The organism is Streptococcus pseudopneumoniae, from assembly GCF_001074975.1.
GTDB classification, from domain to species: Bacteria; Bacillota; Bacilli; order Lactobacillales; family Streptococcaceae; genus Streptococcus; species Streptococcus pseudopneumoniae_D.
On record NZ_JUUO01000055.1, the window covers coordinates 1 to 19,003 of the forward strand.

Sequence of the window (19,003 nt, forward strand, 5' to 3'; positions counted from 1 at the left end):
CAATAATCTCATCAAACTTATCAAGCGCAATGCCTTTGGTTTTCGGAACTTTGAAAACTTCAAGAAGCGAATTTTCATCGCTCTGAATATCAAAAAAGAAAGGACGAAATGTGTCCTTTCTCGAGCTTAGCTTTTCTTCAACCCACTACAGTTGACAAAGAGCCGTAGATTTTAGGTATTTACCTTGTCTACTTAAGAGGTATCATATCATCGAGATAAAGGTGATTTGTTTGTTCCTAAGAATTAGGTTTTAGGTTTGACTTGTGGTAACTTCTGGAAAAAGCTTGTCTAGGATTTTTGGAGTGATAGCTTGTCCAGGACCTTCAGCACAGTAGGTGTGAATATACATAGAGGGATTGAAGTTGAGCTCGATACAAGTGCAATGAGGTTTTTCTTTGCTAGCAGGCTGAGTTCTATCTGGAATGATGAGGTCAACCCCGCAAGCCCAGGCCCCCATGCTAGTTGCCATAGCTGCTGCCAATTCTTGGTAAGAGGAATCTATTGTCTCAGTGACATCAATAGAGTCACCACCCGTAGAGATGTTGGAGTTACGGCGGAGATTGACCTTTTTCCCTTCTGGGAGAATATCATCAGGTGCATAACCTTGCTGAGTCAACATCAATTGTTCGATGTCTCCTAGCTTAATGATTTCCAGAGGTGAGCGGTGGTCACGGCCTCGCAATGGATTGGCATTTTTCTGAGCGACTAATTCACGAATGGTGTGTTTGCCATCACCGACAACATTAGCAGCGACACGAAGGAGGACAGCCTCACAACGCCCGTCCAGAATGAAGAAACGGTATTCGGTTCCTGGGATAAATTCTTCAACAAGAACAGCTGTATCTTCTGCAAAGGCAATCTCGAGAGCTTTTTTATAGTTATCAAGGCTGGCAGGCTCTTGGAAAATGGAAATGCCCAGACCGAAGTTGGTTGATTTTGGTTTAACCACAATTTGTTTGCCCTTGATAAGAGGATAGTAGGCTAGACCTTGTTCTAGACTGGTAAATTCGTCGCCGGCAGGGACAGGGAAGCCAGCATCAGCCAGGATTTTTTTGGTCACGGTTTTATTAGCCATGGCAAGAGGAACTACATAGTTGTCTTTTGAGGTCATGTTACCATTTTTGACGTACTCAACATGATCTTTATGCCAGAGTTTAAGGAATTGATCCTGCTCATCTAGGATTTCAAAATGAAGCCCTTTTTGAATGGCATCAAAGAGCAGCATCTGGGTAGAAAGTTCCATCTCCTCATAACCCTTAAGGGCATAGTGGGCAGTCCAGTCGTAATCATGATAGGCAAGCGCCTTGTCAAGGGCAAAGTCAGAAAGGGACTTGTCTTTGATATGAGGAAGAAGTTGAGCAGCTAGTGTCTGACTGGAATCTGAAAAGGCATCTTTAACTTGTTTGACCAGACCTCGATGATAGTCACCAAGCCCAAAATGTTGCACCAGTTGGTCTAGAGCTGTCGTAATGTTCTGAGTTTCAGCTTCAGAAGGTAGAGGTTCTAAAGGATGAGAGAGGGCAATTTTTTCATTCAGCGCGTGACCTTGAGCCAGAGCCTGATCAACATTTTCAGGGGTATCCAGCCAGAGGAAGGCTAGAAGGAGTAGGTGTACGGTATCCATGGTAGTTTGGCTAATACCGATACGCTCAAAGGGGTTGAGGTCGAAGTTACGGAATTCTAGGTAGGTGATTCCCTTGTCAAGGAAGGAGCGATTAACCTTTTGTCCACGGAAACGAACAGCCGAGTAAAATTCCTTTTCCGCAATCAAATCACCTTGTTCGATATAGTTTTCGATGGCAGAGACATAGTCTTCTAGGCTTGCAAAAGATACTTGTATTTCTTCCTTATTGACATAACCATGGTCGCTGTTTCGGAAGGAACGCACGAGTTCTGGCACTTCTTGGTCGAAGAAGCCTTGCTCAGCAACAGGTGCAGCACCAAAGAGATAGGTAATCACCCAACGATAGCGCAAATAGTTCTGAGCCAGCTTGAGATAGAGGGCGTTTTTGAAAGCAATTATATCAATCTGGTCACTTTCTTGGAATAGGGCTTCAACCAAATCTTTCCCTAGTTCCATATTATAGTGGATACCTGAGATAGCTTGTAGTTTAGTTCCGTATTTTTCGGCTAGGTAGTTACGATAATGGCGTTCAAATTCATTTTCCAGTTGGGCAACTTGGATTTCTTGGGCGTTGATACGAGGAGGCATGGACAAGGGCCAGAGAAGTTCATCTTTACTGATGGAACGTCCAGCTACATCGGTAATGGCTCCAAGAAATCGACGAGCCTCAGTGGTAGATTTAGCAACTGGTGTGATGAGTTCCATCTGAAACTCACAAAAATCTGTTTGAATATAAGGGTGGAAACTTCGAGCTCCTAGGCAGGAAGGGTGAGGCGTATGTGCTAATTTTCCCTGTCTATCGACACGAAGACTTTCGCGTTCAATTCCAAAGTTAGCTTGAAGGATAGGGCTAGTAGGCTCCAGCTTTTGAAGCAGTTGATTTATAGTCATAGAGTCACCTTTTCATCTAATGTTAGTAATAGTATATTATAACAGGGAAAAGAAAACAACTTTCCGCTACGGTTAAGGGGAATTTTCGAATGTTTTAGATAAGAATTCTTAAAACCAGTTGCTTTTTAGCTCTATTATATGCAAAAATTGTAAAATACCCACCGATTTTTATGTAAAATGTTATTTCTCTTGCAATTTAAATCAAATTAGCCTATACTAATGACGTATATATGAGAACGAAAGAATCCCTAGGGTCGGCACTGCACCCATAAAATGAGACACAAGAAAACACTCCTGTTGTGGTAAACTAGAAACAGGGGTGTTTTGTTATGGTCAAAAAGCATATTCAGTAGAAACTAAGCTAGCCTGTATCGAAATGAAGAAGGCAGGCAAATCAAATAAAGTTATCATGGATACCCTCAGCATCAAAAATGCTAGTCAGGCCAAGACCTGGTAGCGATGGTATCAGAATGATGAATTGTACCGTTTCCACCAACCCGTGGGGAAACAATATACTTATGGTAATGGGATGAAACAGTTATCTGAAGTGGAACAGTTACGATTGCAGGTAGAATTACTAAAAAAGTATCAGAGCTTGATAAGAGAATCGACAAAGTAAGTCTTATCAAGCTAGTAGAAGAGTATAAGAAAACGTTCCCTGTATCTATTATTTTAGAATGTTTCGGCGTCAAACGCTCCACCTTTTATCGCTGGAAACAGGAGTGTAAGAATTCTCAGAAAAGAGGCGAAATAGCAGATAAAATCGAACAACTCTGTATAGAAAATCACTTTATTTACGGCTATCGAACCATCACTCGCTTACTAAAGAAAGTTTATAACCTCGTCGTTAATCGCAAGAAGGTCTATCGTATCATGAAGGAAAAGGGCTACCTTTGCCGTGCCCGTCCCAAGAAGGAACCTAAATTAGGGAAGCCTTACCATGTAACAGACAATAAGCTGGATCGTGATTTTCAAGCAGACAAGCCTATGGAGAAGCTTGTCACAGATATTACTTATTTATACTTAGGTAAATGTAAGCTATACTTGTCCTCCATCATGGATCTTTATAATCGTGAGATTGTGGCTTATACCATCTCAGATTGTCAGGATACGGACTTTGTGTTGGACACGCTCCATCAATTGGAATTACCTCAAGGAGCGATCTTACACAGTGATCAGGGATCGGTTTACACCTCAAAAGCTTACTATCAGGCTTGTGTAGAAAAAGGCATCACCCGCTCCATGTCCCGTAAGGGAACACCAGCAGATAATGCCTGTATCGAATGGTTTCATTCCGTCCTAAAGTCTGAAACCTTATATCTCCATAAGTGAAGAAACATAACTGGAGATAGTATAACAGATATTGTCAAAAATTACATCATATTTTATAATGAAACTAGAATTCAACAAAAATTGAATGACCAGTCCCCTGTAGAGTACAGAGAATTGGTCGTAGAAGGGGTCCAGCAACCGAAGGGCGCTAGCCTTCAAATTTTCCTCCCAAAATGTGTCCAAAATATTGATAGAATTCCAGTTTTTGATAAGTCCGTTTAAAAAGACGAATCATCTTCTATTATATATTATTTTCTAAGTCAAAAATGATATAATAAAATGCAGAAACGGTTATATGAGGACTTTGTCAAGATTTTTTGGAAAATCCAGATGTTGTTTTTTTCTCTACCTATTTTTCTAAAACTGGGGAAAATCTGATATAATAAGCTTTGTAGGTGTATTATATTAATACTTACAGAACCGAACTATTCCCCTATTTAAGAAATATTGATTCAAATTTTATGAAATCAATCAGTAAATATCGTTCATAAAAACCTTGATATTACGCTATTTTTAGTCCAACTGAAACTCATACTTTCCAAACCAGGTCTTAAGAAAGCTCGTAAAGCATCACAATTCTCAAAACGTTAAGAACCAGCTACAATACAGCATTTACAACACTTCATGGTTCACACCATTACTTTTTAAGATTGCGATAAGCAATCTCTCCAACAGCCATTGGAATGACATTTGAAGTGTTGACATAAATTTGAGTTGTGCCTGTCTCACTATGTGTTAGAGCCTCAGAAATAGCTTCAATAGATGTTCCAGCCGTTGCCCCTGTATGTCGTAATTTATGAGGTGTAGCGTGTGCTAACTCTTTGTGACGTTTTCGAATGCTTTTCATTTTGTTATTTAGGTAATCAGAGTGGAGAGGTTTGTTTATGTTTTCCTTTGTATCTATATAGGTAAAGACAAATTGTTCTGGATTGCTGATGATACCGAACTGTGCTAGTTCGTATTTTTGTTGTTTTTTCCAAGAGGTATGAAGTTGAAGTAAGTCATTAAAAATAGAGAAAATAGGATAGCAAAAACTCTATTTGCGGAGAAAATGAAGCAAATATTTCCATAATAAAACGCATAATATCAAGGTTGTTCATTCAATCCTTGATATTATGCGTTTTTCTGATTTTAAAGCCTGATTGCTCAGTCTCTTTATAGTCTGTTTGATTATTAAATCGTTATTAAAATTCAATGGAGATTCGTCATTATGAGTAATAATAGTTCTTCCAGAAGTTATAGATTCCACTTTATCCCATTAGATAGTGTGTTCTAAATTCACTATATCTTGTTAGGTTTTAGGGAGAATCATTGATAACAGACTGTTGCAAATCTAGTTAGCTATATGATTTATACTTATTTACTTTTCTAGTAACCAATCTATGATGTTTTTCTTCTCAATACCATTGTAATTGGCTGTTGGCTGAATCATATCCATTGTTAATAGATATTTTGGGAATTGATCTTTAATGGCTTCTAGTGGTCTGAGTTCTCTTTCTAGTGTTTCTGGAGCAAGTGTTGTTTCACTGACCTGATAATAAGCGTAGTGACCAAGATCAGTTACAACAACAAAATCAACCTCATATTTATCTAAATTACCAACATATACTTGTGAATATCTACGTCTTAATTCCAAATATACAATATTTTCCAAGATATGCCCAATGTCTTCTTTGTGGTCTGGTAATAAGAGATGTCGTAAACCTAAATCAACGGGATAATATTTTTCTAAGCGTTGTAATAACGCTCGACCTTTTACATCAAAACGTGGAACGGAATAAAAAAGTAAACTATCTGTCAAAGTTGTCAAATAATTTTCTAAAGTATTGTGGGATATTGAAACATTTTGGCTGACTAGGGTATTGCGAATCTTATTTGTTGATATTAAGCTACCTGTACTACTGAGAAGGGTTCGGACAATACGCTCAATAATAGTAGGATTTGGATTTCCCAATCTAGTTACAATATCATTTAACAGTATGGAGTTATATATTCCTCTGAGATAGTCAATTTTTTCAGCGTAAGATGATGTTTGCAATAGGTAAGGGAAAGCACTAAAGAGATAATTGTTAAAAATTTCTGTTGTATTCAGATTCTCTGAGAGAGATTGACCTGATAGGTATTCTTCAAATGACAAAGGAAGAATCTCTATCTCAACATACCGACCAGTCAAGTTTGTAGCTAATTGGCTACTCATAAAGTAGGCGTTAGATCCAGTCAAATAGAGGTCTACATTTGGCAAAATGAATAGACTATCTGCTACCAGTTCAAATTTTTCAACATGTTGAATTTCATCTAAAAAGATATAGTATGTTTTTTCCTCAACTAACCGTTCTTTTATATAAGCGAATAATGCTTGAAAATCTCGCAAGTCATAATAACTCAGATCCTCAAAATTGATGGATATGATTTGATTCTCGTCTACTCCAGTTGCTAGTAATTCCTCTTTATAGAGTTGAAAAAGCACAGACTTACCAGCTCGTCTAACTCCACTCACCACCTTAATGATTTGGCGGTCACGATGTCTTCTTAAAAAGTCTAAATAATGTGGTCTTTTAATATAGTTCATAATAGTTACCTCAAAGATAGTATAATACAAACAAAGATTATTTTCAAATATTTAGAAATAACATTTAATTCATTTAATTATTTTTAAAAAATTGAAAATAATATTTTTCTATAATCAAAAAATAGTCCATTTTGGTATGGCATGATAGTAAATCTTGTGAGGTTTTATAGCAAGTATTCATAATAAAAAAGCGCATACTATCAGGTATATAAAAGCTTGATAGTACACGTTTTATCTTAGAAATATTTACTGGATTTTCTTTTCAAACTGACTTTTTAAGAAGTTGTCTTGTCAACAATTTTAAAGACATTTTTGAAGCTATGTTGGACTGAAAGATATTGTGCTGATGATAATCTAAAAAATGATCATTAGACTTATCTTTGGAAAAACTGTAAAATATCAAAAATTACTACAGACCTTGGATTTTACTTATCATTTCAATGATTTAGATTTCTTACATTTTATTTTGATAAGTTTTACGGTAATCTCCAGGAGAAAGTCCAGTTCTTTGTTTAAAAATTTTAGTAAAGTAAGAATAATTATCATACCCTACTTGACAAGATACTTGTGATATCGAGATATTTGTTTGAGATAGGAGGGATTTAGCAGCATTAATGCGCTTATCCGTTATATATTTAACAAGAGTTTCTCCTGTTTCTTTTTTAAAAATTCTAGCCAAATGATCTGCACTGAGATAAACCATATCTGCTAATATAGAACGATTTATATCTTCATAGTAGTGATGATCTATGTATTCGACAATACGTTGAATACTATTTTTCTGGTGTTCAATGTTTGTTGCAAATTTCTTAGCATGTGACCAGTAATAGTCAAAGTAATCTTGAAATGATTCAACTGAATGAAAGCGTCGCTGGAATAGGAAATCATGAGTGCTGTTTTGGAATAATTTATGGGCCGAGATTCCATTTTGATCCAGATATATTCCTATTTGTTGAGTCCAATCTAGTAAAATTTGCTGTAGTGTGAAAGTAGGAATTTGAGAATTATTAGCAAGTGAATTAATTTTTTCTCTTAATTCGTATTCACTTAAGGTATCTAAAAAAGTAATTGAAAGAGTTTCTGTTTTAAAAGAAGTTGGGAAACTATGTGGAACACATATAATAGTATTCCAATAAGAGACATACTGTTCATTATAAGTGTAGAGTTCTTTAGTATGAATTAAAATATCGGATATTTTATGGCAATTCTTATATATAATATTTGAGTATTTGCTAAACTTATTAGAAATTTGAGAATGAATTTCATCTGCTAATTTGTCACTACGTTTGGATGAGTCTACTCTAAAAAGACAAACATATTGATCAACCTGGCTTTCCATCTTGAACAAGCTTATCAGCTTATAAGAAGGTTGTGAAATTCTTTGAAGTTCTCTTTTTAGTTGAGAAGTCCATGATGGAGTTTCTGCAGAATAATCTTCTTCATTAAGATTGATTGTTAAAACTGCAAGGAAAAAATACTGGTGTTTTTTAAGAATAAAATCATGTTTGCTTGCTATATTTTCTAGCTCATCAATGCGAGAAAGTTGGGGTTTTCTGAGGTAATCATACCAGAAATTGTCCTCTAGTTGTAAAAGTGCATCATTTTTTCCATTTAAGTTATGATTGTCAATTTTACCAATGGCTTTTTGAATAATAAATTCTAATTTTTCAAAGTTAATGGGTTTTAGATAGTATTCGAAGCTTTGTAATTCAATTGCTTTTTGAGCATAGTTGAAGTCGGCGTAATTGGTTAAAAAAATTGTTTTTATATCATATTTTTCATTTCTAATCCAAGATAAGAGCTCGAGGCCACTACCTTGAGGCATTTCTATATCGCTTATCATAAGATCAATAGGATGCACTTTAATAATATTTTGAGCTTGAGTGAGGCTATAGGCAACATAAACAATGTCAATGTGTAGTTTATCCCAGTTTATTTTCTCTCGTAAAGCTTCAATGATAAAACGATCGTCATCAACTAATAAAATATTCATTATAACCTCCGTCTATAATCTTGTATGGAATAAGTAAAAGAATTTTAGCTCCACCTTCTTCATTATTTTCAAATGTAATAGTATAGTCGTTGGGATAGAGAAGATTTAAACGTTCGATGGTGTTTGTGATCCCAATATGATGTCCATCTTCTGTTATTAGAGACTGTTTCTGATTTAGTTTTGATAAAATTTCTTCAGAGAAACCTGGACCATTATCCTCGATACAAATCTGAATATAATCTGAGTTCTCAGTTTTTACTTTTTTTATCGATAGCAAAATTGTAAATAAATCCTGAAATGAAAAACCGTGTTTGATTGTGTTTTCAATAAATGTTTGTAAAAGTAATGATGGGATAAGAGTATTTTGTAGGTCATCATTGTAGTTTAGTGAAAAGTAGATGCTATTTCCATATCGAATTCGTTGTATTTCTAAATAATCTTTAATATGCTGAACTTCATCTTTAAGTTCTGAAAAATCTTGATTAGCCATAAATAAATGACGGAGATAATTTGAAGTTAGGATAGTTAATTCTTCAATTTCTTTGTAGTTTTTTGTTTGAAGCATACTATGAATCATTGATAACATATTTAAGTAGAAATGCGGTCGAATTTGATTTTTAAGATAATTAAGTTCAATCTTCTTAAGTTCTAGTTGTGAATGGTATTCTCGTATTTTTAATTCTTGCATGTCAAATATTACTTTATTAAGTTTATCATTTGCCTTATCAATTTCTAGTATACCTTCAGATATAAAAAATTCAGAAGGGGGGATGGAGTCCCCAAGTTGAGAGAGTCGTTCAGTGAGTCTTGTTATTGGTTTAATCATCCATTGACGAATATACAGGATAATGATGATTGATAAAATGGTGATAATGATAGGAACAGCTGATAAAAATACTTCTAAGAGTGTGATATTTCTAAAGACTTCGGCATAATCGACTAAAACATAAATATCGAAAGGTAAATGCGTTTTTTCATTTTGAGCATGAATTAGGTAGTTTTCGGAGGGTATATTGTTAGGCTCTTTTAGGGAAAGTTTACCATTATTTCCAATATTGAGTTTTTTGAGAGGTTTTAGGATATCTTCTGAAGATATGACGGCATAAATGATTTTTCCTTCGTAATGAACAGATTTAACTAAGTATTCACTGTTTTTAGTAGTTACATTTTTCCATTTACGGTCACTTATATCACTACGCAATGATTTTAGATTTGATTTTAACAGTAGATAATCTTCATATGGAATATAAAGATTGGAGACATTTATAAAATAATCAGTACTATCGGTTTCTAATAAGAATGTCATATGAGTTTCATTTTGATATTCAAACTCTGCAAAGCTAGTTTGAACTTTTTTGAGATTTTCTTGATAGTCAAGAAACGTTTGTACATGATTTAATTTCTCTAAAGATTCATTATGCGTTATTGTTGAGTACATAAAGCGTTCTACAGAATGCAATTTCTCATTAACAGAGTCAGCATAAATTTCAATTGAACTACGTAAGTGTACTATATTTTGGTTTTTAATAAAATTTCTGGTTATGTTACTCATAGCAATATTGATTAAAATATTTATCAATAGTAGTACAAGTAGGAGTTTAAAGAAAAAATGAATGGAATGTTTTTTTGATAAGTCGTGATTTAATTTCATATACTATTCTCCTATTAAAATTATAGCACTTTGAAAATATGATATCATGTAACAAAACAGATATGTTTTATCAAGATGTCGGAAAAGTAATAGTTCTCAGAAATGATAAACTGAAAAATTGATAAACCTAGTCCAAAAAGTTCTATTAAGGGAATTCTATATGGTGTAAAATAATCGTAGAAAATCAGATGGGAGGAAAAACATGAAAGTAGCATCTCAACTTCATAAAATAAAATTAAAGCATAGTATTCCGTTATATATATTACTTTTTCCTTCAATATTGCTATTAATTTTATTTTCCTATATTCCCATGTTGGGACTAATTATTGCATTTAAAGACTATTCACCAGCCAATGGTATCTTTGCTAGTCAGTGGGTAGGATTTAAGTACTTTACTCAATTTTTCTCATCATTCCAATTCGGGACAACTATGTTCAATACATTAAAAATTTCACTTTATAGTATTGTAGTAGGATTCCCCTTGCCTATTATACTAGCTATCATTAGTAATCAGTTAAGAGTTGGGAAATTTAGAAAAATATTTCAAGTAACAACTTACTTACCTCATTTTATCTCTACAATGGTTATGTGTGGGATGATTATCTTATTTTTATCTCCTACTAGTGGTTTGTTAGCGAATGTATTTAAGTCTGTTGGAATTACTATTCCAGATTTTTTATCAAAACCTAGTAATTTTGCAGGTGTTTATGTTTGGAGTGATGTATGGCAACATATTGGTTGGGATAGTATTATTTATCTGGCGGCGCTTTCTGCAATTGATCCTACATATTATGAGGCTGCAACTATGGATGGTGCCTCTAGATTACAAAAAATTAGGCATATAGAATTACCATTACTTTTGCCGACCGCTATGATTTTATTAATATTAAGAGCAGGTAGTTTATTAAGTGTAGGGTTTGAGAAAGTGTTACTATTACAGAATCCTCTTAATTTAGCAGGAAGTGAGATAATTTCGACCTATGTTTATAAAGTTGGTATGGTGAACTTTCAGTATAGTTATTCGACAGCTATAGGATTGTTTAATACGGTAGTGAATCTAATAATTTTGCTATCCGTCAACTGGTTCTCGAAAAGATATACTAGAACGGGTCTTTTTTAAAGGAAGGAGTGCTCAAGGTGAAATGGTTTCATAAATCAAGAAAAACAAACTCTGAATTATTATTTGATATAGTTACCTATGGTTTAGCAATTTTCCTTATCCTGTTAATTGTTTATCCGTTATGGTTTGTAGTGATTGCATCTTTTAGTAATCCTTCAGATGTTGCAAACGGGAAGGTATGGTTTATTCCAAGAGAATGGAAATTAGATGGATATTTACGTCTTATTCAACAACCTTTATTTTTGCGTAGCTATTTAAATACAATTTTATATACTGTTGTCGGTACCTTAGTTGCTTTAGTAGTCAATATTCCAGCTGGTTATGCTTTATCTAGAAAAGAATTAGTTGGTAGAAAATGGATGAGTATTCTATACATAATCCCTATGTTCGTATCAGGTGGCTTGATTCCTACCTACTTAACAGTAAAGAATGTAGGACTAATTGATACATTTTGGGTAATGGTAGTACCTTTTGCGGTTTCATCATACAATATTATTGTTGCTAGAACTTTCTTTAATAATAGTATTCCAGACGGGATGTGGGAGGCTGCGCAGATTGATGGATGTGGTACAATTCGTTATTTTATTAAGATAGTTGTTCCGTTATCAAAAGCTATTATAGCAGTTATTGGACTTTGGACTGCAGTTGGTATTTGGAATTCGTGGTTTAATGCTTTAATTTATTTAACAAATGAAAATTTACAGCCATTGCAATTAATTTTACGACGTTTACTAATTAGTAATCAAATGTTACAATCGCAAGCAACAGGAGAAGTGGCCTCAGATCTTCGTATCAAAGCCGATATGATGAAGTATGCAGCAATTGTTATTTCAACCGCTCCGATAATGTTGCTATATCCCTTTGTTCAAAAATATTTTAATCAAGGCGTAATGATTGGCGCGTTGAAAGAATAGGAGAAAAACATGAAAAATAAATCATTTACATATTTGTTCTTAGGAACAGTTACACTTGCTGGCTTAACAGCCTGTGCAAATTCCAATAATGCGAATAAGGACGATAAGTCTGGAGAAGATTCTTATAAAATCACAACTGTTCGTTGGTCTGACTGGGGAGAAGATTACCATAAAGGTTTTCTAACAGATTCTGCCAAGGAAGCAGGTATTGATGTTAAATGGGATACACTTGTAGCTGCAGATTGGGCAGATAAGAAATCTGTTTTGGTTGCTAGCGGAGATTTACCAGATGCATTTTTAGGTTCAAATGCATTTACAGATTCAGAAATTGCTCAGAACCAATCTCTATTTATTCCATTGGAAAATTTAATCAAGGAAAACATGCCAAATTTAACTAAGGCTATGGAAAAAGAGCCTAAGATTAAAGCTATGATTACTTCACCAGATGGTCACATATACAGCCTACCTAAAAAATTACCGATGCGCCCTACTGTAGCTAATCAGCTATTTATTAATAAAAAGTGGCTGGATAATTTAGGATTAAAGGTTCCAGAAACTTATGATGATTTAGTAAAAGTATTACAAGAATTCAAGGATAAAGATGCGAACGGAAATGGAGACGCTTCTGATGAAATTCCATTTGGAGCAGGAAACTTTGATCCAACATTCTCATATATTCTTCCGTTCAATAATCGTTTAGGTGCAGATAATACGTATGAAATGTCTGTAAAAGATGGGAAACCAGTCTACCTTCGTACAGAGGAAAGTTATAAACAAGGGATTGCAGCAATGCACGAATCTTATAAAAAAGGTTTGATTGACCCGGAAATCTTTACAGAAGATACCTCTATGAGTGTAGCAAAACGTATGGATAAGGGAGTATCTAGAGTAGGTGTTTCTAGTGGTTGGACAGCAGATGCAACGTTTGGCTTACATTCAAGTGAGTATATTGCTCTACCTGCTTTAAAAGGTATGGATGGTAAACAATATGTCTTTTCTGATCCAGATCATTATAACTATGGTCGAAATGAAATTTTGATTACAAATAAGAGCAAAAATCCTGCTAAATTATTGAAATGGTTGGATAAATTATATACAGATGAAGCAAGTATTCAGAATTTCTATGGATCATTTGGAATAGCTACTGAAAAGAATGGTGATAAGTTTAAAGTGTTACCTCCTAAAGATGGTAAATCAGCTGATGAATGGGCATGGATTAATTCACTTCGAGATTTTGGTCCTAAATACGTAAGTGATGATATCAATAGTCGTGTAGAAATCGATCAAACACAAGGTGATGGATTGAAATTGAAGATGGACCAAGATTTGAAACAATTTGCGTTGCCAGCTTATCCTAATGTGATTTATTCACAAGAAGAACTTAACAAATTATCATCAATCTATGTGAGCATTGAATCTTATGTCAAACAACAAGCATCCAAATGGGTAGTTGAAGGTGGCATAGAAAAAGAATGGGACTCATACAAAGAAACTCTTAAGAATATGGGATTGGACGAGTTTATGAAGATTCAACAGGAAGCATATAATCGTTACCAAAAAGAAGTAAAAGAGTAATATTTTATATGGACTCTTGGTTGTATGAACAAGGGACTAGCTAATTACAGGAAGCGAGACTGATAACTTCAAATTATCTCGCTTCCTTTATTCTAATTTTTAAAGAAATTTGGAAATGTTTTTTTAATAATTTAGGTAATATTTTTGTACAACTGACATTATTAAATATAGAGTTAAGACAATCGATTTTATGGAGATATCTATTATGCAAAAATTATTTTCATTAGATGGGAAAGTGGTTAGAATTTTAACTTTTTTGACAGATTTAATTATTTTAAATACTCTATTTATTGTTAGTTGTATTCCAATAGTTACAATTGGGGCATCACTAACTTCTCTTACGACAATGTGGTATCGTATTTTAAAAGGTAAAGATACCGATATTACTTATCATTATTTTCGGATCTTTAGACGAAATTTTAAACAATCAACTTTTATTTGGTTGTTTATCCTCCTAATAGAATTACTTTTATATGTGAACTATTGTCTTTGGGGCTATTCAAGTTTATTTTCAGAGTATAGTTTATTGTTAGTGTTGCCCTTTTTATTTGTTATAATACTTTTGATGAGTGTTGTTTTTCCTTATATTGGTTTATTTAAGGATAATCTAAAAAATAGTATTGTAAATAGCGTATTAATTTGTATTTTAAATCCAATACAAGCTATTATGCTGGTTTTATTTAATATTTCTGTACTGTATATGAGTTTTAGTAGTCCAGAACGGGTTTTAACAGCTATTTACGTATTTACATTTGGGGGATTTGCTTTTTGCGGATTGATGAATGTAATGATAACGAATAAAATGTTTGATAAAGTAAAGCAATTTACTAAAAGGAGGGAAACAAATTGAAAATTTTTAAGGGAGAGTTTTATCGAATCTCTGTATTAACAGACAAGCTAGTAAGGTTAGAATATTCTCAAACTGGAAATTTTGAGGATAGAACGACACAACTTATCTATAATAGAGATTTTGGTCAAGTTTCGTTAGATTATATCGAGACATCAAACGTACTAGATATTATGACGGATTATTTTCATTTGCACTTTAATAAAGGAGAATTTAACGCCGAAAATTTATTTATAGAATTAAAAGGAAATTTTGCTGTATATGGTAGTCGCTGGTATTTTGGTGAATCTATTGAAACGTTAAAAGGAACAGCTCGGACTCTTGATAAGGCAGATGGCGCAATCCTATTAGAAGATGGAATTATTAGTCGAAATGGTATTGCCTTACTGGATGATTCTCAAGGATTTATTTGGGATGAACAGTCTGGTTATATTGAGAGAGAAAATCAAATTGACCTGTATTTCTTTGCCTATGGGCATGATTATAGAGGAGCAATCAGAGACTTTTACCATTTGACTGGTTCAACACCCTTGTTGCCAAGATATGCTTTAGGTAATTGGTGGAGTAGATATTGGCCCTATACGTCGGATGAATACTTGAATTTAATTGACAGATTTAAAAAAGAGAAAATTCCGTTATCTATCGGTGTTTTAGATATGGATTGGCATATAACTGACATTCCAGCCCGTTTTGGAAGTGGCTGGACAGGATATAGTTGGAATAGAAACTTAATACCTAATCCAGAACAGTTATTGCAAGAACTTCATGATAGGAAGTTAAAACTCTCCTTAAATGTCCATCCTGCTGATGGTATACGGGCTTATGAAGAAGCTTATCCTCGGGTCGCCAAACGATTGGGGTTAAATGTAGAACTAGAAGAACCTGCCATTTTTGATTTTTTTAATCCATCTTTTAGAGAAGCTTACTTTAAAGATGTTCATTATGAGCTAGAAAAGCAGGGAGTAGATTTTTGGTGGATTGACTGGCAACAAGGGACTCAAGGTATGTTGGATCCACTGTGGCTTTTAAACCATTATCACTATCAGGATAGTTGTAAAAATGCAGAAGGTGGTTTGATTTTATCAAGATATGCAGGTCCTGGTAGTCATCGCTACCCTGTTGGTTTTTCAGGGGATACTATTATTAGTTGGAATTCCTTAAGATTTCAACCTTATTTTACAGCGACAGCATCTAATATCGGTTATAGTTGGTGGAGTCATGATATTGGTGGACATATGTTAGGGGATTATGACGAAGAGCTACAAACCAGATGGCTACAGTTTGGTGTTTTTAGTCCGATTACTCGCTTACATAGTTCTAGAAGTCCCTTTAATAGTAAAGAACCTTGGTTTTTTTCAGACACAACATCTAAGATTATGAAGAAATACCTTCGTTTGAGACATCAGATGATTCCCTATCTATACACTATGAATGTAAAGACACACGAGGAAGGTGCCCCATTAATCAGCCCAATGTATTATTTCTACCCAGAGAATGATGAGAGTTATAATGTTCCAAATCAATACTTTTTTGGAACAGAACTGATGGTGGCTCCCATTGTAGAAAAGATGGATTTGGCATTCCAATCTGCAAAAGTAGATGTATGGTTCCCTGAAGGTGAATGGTATGACTTCTTTTCAGAGAAAAAATATACAGGTGGTGTGAAGTTAAGTGTTTATAGGGACATTTCAACTATACCTGTGTTTGCAAAAAGTGGTGCCATCATTCCCTTGGTTGGTTCTGAGATAGATATGGGTGTTGATTTACCGGAAGTTGTAGATTGGTATGTATTCCCAGGCAAACAACATTCTTTTGAAATGATTGAAGATCAAAATGGTCAAAGATATAAAACAAGATTATCAATCGACTGGGAAATGGGGATGGTAGAGTTAACATTACAAGGAGATTCTAGTATCGTTCCAAGTAATAGAAGGCATAGAATTCATTTTAAAGGAACGAATGTGTCTATAATTGAATTGCCAAATAAGAATGATACAGCTAGATTCGAATGTAAAGATAATAAAACAATATCTTTAAATGATGAAGTTTTTAGACTACTAAAGACGGCTTCTCTTCCATATGAATTAAAAGATAGATTGTTAAATCAATTCATCAATGCCAAAAATTCTCATGACTTAATGAATATCTTGCATCATCAGGATAAGGAATTGAGAGGGCGTTTGTTGGAAATGATATTTACTAGCGAAAACTAATTGAGAAATTTCGTACACAATTTCTATTATTTAATTACTAATTATTTATTTTTTAATGTGTAACAGTTTTACATCTCTATGCTTATTGGCTTGTATTTTAGTAATTACAAGTTTGGCATAGGGATTTTTTTATTTATTGAAGAGGATAGGATAATATTAAATGAAAATCAAAGAGTAAACTAGGAAGCTAGCCGCAGGTTGCTCAAAACACTGTTTTGAGGTTGTAGATAAGACTGACGAAATCAGTCACATATATACGGTAAGGCGACGCGACGTGGTTTGAAGAGATTTTCGAAGAGTATGAAGAGGAAAGGATAAGTATGTTTCAAGGTTTGAAACATTTTTAAACTAAACAAGAGCAAATTTTTAAAGGTGATTTTTCAAAGTAACTTCCACTTGCCTGACCGAAGTGGAAGTTAGTCTGAAATGGATTTTTATGGTGGAATTAAGTATGTGACGTATGATTTTTTCAGAAAATTTTCTAAAACAAACAGGATTTGTTTGACATTTATTTGAAAATTCTGTAAAATGAATTATTATATCGTTAAAGGAGAATATATATGGAAAAACAGAAAACATTTTTTGGACATCCTATGGGCTTGTCCACCCTCTTCTTTACAGAAATGTGGGAACGCTTTTCTTACTATGGGATGCGAGCTATCCTACTTTACTATATGTACTATAGTGTGCAAGATGGTGGATTGGGAATGGATAAGACCACAGCTGCATCGGTTATGGCGATTTATGGCTCGCTGGTATTTTTGTCCTCGGTTATCGGTGGTTTTGTCAGTGACCGTATTTTAGGAAGTCGTAAGACTGTCTTTTACGGTGGGATTCTGATTATGCTAGGGCATATTGCTTTGGCAACACCTTTTGGACAAGTGGCTCTCTATCTTTCTATTGCCTTGATTATCTTTGGTACTGGATTTTTAAAACCCAATATCTCAGATATGGTGGGGGGAATTTATGAGAAAGAGGATGATAGACGGGATGCAGGTTTTAGTATCTTTGTCTTTGGTATTAACTTAGGTGCCTTCGTTGCCCCTTATCTAGTGGGTTATCTAGGTCAGGAAGTCAATTTCCATCTAGGTTTCTCATTAGCTGCCGTTGGGATGTTCTTTGGTCTAGTGAAGTATGTTTTGGATGGGAAGAAATATCTGCCTGAATCAAGCCTTTACCCCACTGATCCACTTTCACAGAAGGACCAGCAGACCTTGATTAAACGCTTGCTGATTACACTTGTCGTAGTTATTCTCGTGGTTATAGGTTTAGTCTTTACTCACCAGTTTAATGTGGATATGATTGTTAATATCTTTACAGTGATTGCTGTAATTATTCCAATCTACTATTTCTTTAAGATTTTATCTAGTCAGAAAATAACTGCCACTGAGAGATCCCGAGTATTTGCCTACATTCCTCTATTTATCGCTGGAGTACTCTTCTGGTCTATTGAGGAACAGGGTTCTGTTGTTCTCGCTCTATTTGCAGATGATCAAACTCAACTTTACTTTAATGTATTTGGGAATCAGATTCATTTTCCATCTAGCTTTTTCCAAAGTATCAATCCCCTTTTCATTATGATTTATGTGCCGATTTTTGCGTGGTTGTGGGGGAAAATGGGTAAAAAGCAACCATCCTCTGCTAAGAAATTTGCTTACGGTTTATTTGCTGCAGGTTTATCTTTCTTGTGGATGATGTTACCAGGGATGCTCTTTGGGACAGATGTTAAGGTCAGTCCTCTCTGGTTGATTATGAGTTGGGCTATTGTGATTGTAGGGGAAATGATGATTTCGCCGATTGGTCTATCAGTCACTACTAAGTTAGCACCAAAATCCTTCCAAGCACAAATGATGTCTATCTGGTTCTTGAGTAACGCTGCTGCCCAAGCTATCAATGCTCAAATTGTAAAATTTTATACAAGCGAAACTGAAGTGGCTTACTATGGAATTGTTGGAGGAATTACGATTGTATTCGGTATTATCTTACTCTTCTACGTTCCACGTATTGAAAAACTAATGTCTGGTATCAAATAGAGAAAAACTAGAATTTCTGTAGGAATTTTAAAAGTTAGATCAATTATTTATTCAAAGGATTTAGTTCTGTATTGTACAGGGCTAAGTCCTTTTAGTTTGATGAAAACTCATGATGTTTCTGATATTCCTGGTAGACATTTGTTCACTTTTTCTATTTAATACTCAATGAAAATTAAAGAGCAAACTAGGAAACTAGCCGCAGGTTGCTCAAAACACTGTTTTGAGGTTGTAGATAAGACTG

The 19,003-nt window shown here is 34.4% G+C and carries 12 protein-coding genes and 1 pseudogene; 8 read left to right on the top strand and 5 right to left on the bottom strand.

The features are described from left to right. Positions 1–130 (top strand): transposase (locus ADI86_RS11590; RefSeq protein WP_049531676.1); only part of this gene is annotated, 130 nt, incomplete at its 5' end. A gap of 120 nt (positions 131–250) precedes the next feature. Here the strand turns inward: ADI86_RS11590 and gshAB are convergent. Beyond that, entirely contained in the window at positions 251–2,515 is a 2,265-nt protein-coding gene (gene gshAB, locus ADI86_RS02630; protein WP_049531677.1) for a bifunctional glutamate--cysteine ligase GshA/glutathione synthetase GshB, read from the bottom strand. A gap of 376 nt (positions 2,516–2,891) precedes the next feature. Between gshAB and ADI86_RS10960 the strand changes: the two are divergent. Beyond that, positions 2,892–3,961, top strand: a pseudogene (locus ADI86_RS10960) (IS3 family transposase); the annotation flags it as partial. A 523-nt stretch (positions 3,962–4,484) separates the two neighbouring features. Here ADI86_RS10960 and ADI86_RS10970 read toward each other — a convergent pair. From ADI86_RS10970 to ADI86_RS02660, 4 genes are all read right to left on the bottom strand, one after another. Continuing rightward, complete coding sequence (locus ADI86_RS10970; protein ID WP_148877355.1) at positions 4,485–4,868, bottom strand: tyrosine-type recombinase/integrase; 384 nt, start codon at positions 4,866–4,868, stop codon at positions 4,485–4,487. A 339-nt stretch (positions 4,869–5,207) separates the two neighbouring features. Next, complete coding sequence (locus tag ADI86_RS02650) at positions 5,208–6,416, bottom strand: ATP-binding protein (protein WP_049531679.1); 1,209 nt, start codon at positions 6,414–6,416, stop codon at positions 5,208–5,210. A 454-nt stretch (positions 6,417–6,870) separates the two neighbouring features. After that, the gene (locus tag ADI86_RS02655; RefSeq protein WP_049531680.1) at positions 6,871–8,409 is read right to left on the bottom strand and encodes a response regulator transcription factor; all 1,539 of its coding nucleotides are present in this window, start codon (positions 8,407–8,409) and stop codon (positions 6,871–6,873) included. Then, on the bottom strand, positions 8,390–10,060 hold the full coding sequence (locus tag ADI86_RS02660; RefSeq protein ID WP_049531681.1) for a sensor histidine kinase: 1,671 nt from the start codon (positions 10,058–10,060) through the stop codon (positions 8,390–8,392). The genes ADI86_RS02655 and ADI86_RS02660 overlap by 20 nt, the downstream gene beginning before the upstream one ends. A 202-nt stretch (positions 10,061–10,262) precedes the next feature. Here ADI86_RS02660 and ADI86_RS02665 point away from each other — a divergent pair, with 202 nt between their 5' ends. The 6 genes from ADI86_RS02665 to ADI86_RS02690 all read left to right on the top strand — a co-directional run bounded on the left by ADI86_RS02665 (position 10,263) and on the right by ADI86_RS02690 (position 18,762). Next, complete coding sequence (locus ADI86_RS02665) at positions 10,263–11,180, top strand: ABC transporter permease (RefSeq protein WP_049531682.1); 918 nt, start codon at positions 10,263–10,265, stop codon at positions 11,178–11,180. A 17-nt stretch (positions 11,181–11,197) separates the two neighbouring features. After that, positions 11,198–12,094 carry a carbohydrate ABC transporter permease gene (locus ADI86_RS02670; protein WP_049531683.1) on the top strand — a complete coding sequence of 299 codons (897 nt, stop codon included), beginning with the start codon at positions 11,198–11,200 and terminating at the stop codon, positions 12,092–12,094. 9 nt (positions 12,095–12,103) lie between these two features. Continuing rightward, entirely contained in the window at positions 12,104–13,669 is a 1,566-nt protein-coding gene (locus tag ADI86_RS02675) for an extracellular solute-binding protein (protein ID WP_049531684.1), read from the top strand. Positions 13,670–13,874: 205 nt separating this feature from the next. After that, positions 13,875–14,519: a DUF624 domain-containing protein gene (locus tag ADI86_RS02680; RefSeq protein ID WP_049531685.1), complete on the top strand. Its 645-nt coding sequence runs from the start codon at positions 13,875–13,877 to the stop codon at positions 14,517–14,519. Next, on the top strand, positions 14,516–16,729 hold the full coding sequence (locus ADI86_RS02685; RefSeq protein WP_049531686.1) for a glycoside hydrolase family 31 protein: 2,214 nt from the start codon (positions 14,516–14,518) through the stop codon (positions 16,727–16,729). Before ADI86_RS02680 ends, ADI86_RS02685 begins: the two co-directional genes overlap by 4 nt. A 623-nt stretch (positions 16,730–17,352) precedes the next feature. Continuing rightward, entirely contained in the window at positions 17,353–18,762 is a 1,410-nt protein-coding gene (locus ADI86_RS02690) for a peptide MFS transporter (RefSeq protein ID WP_414717517.1), read from the top strand. The last annotated feature ends 241 nt before the right edge of the window (positions 18,763–19,003 follow it).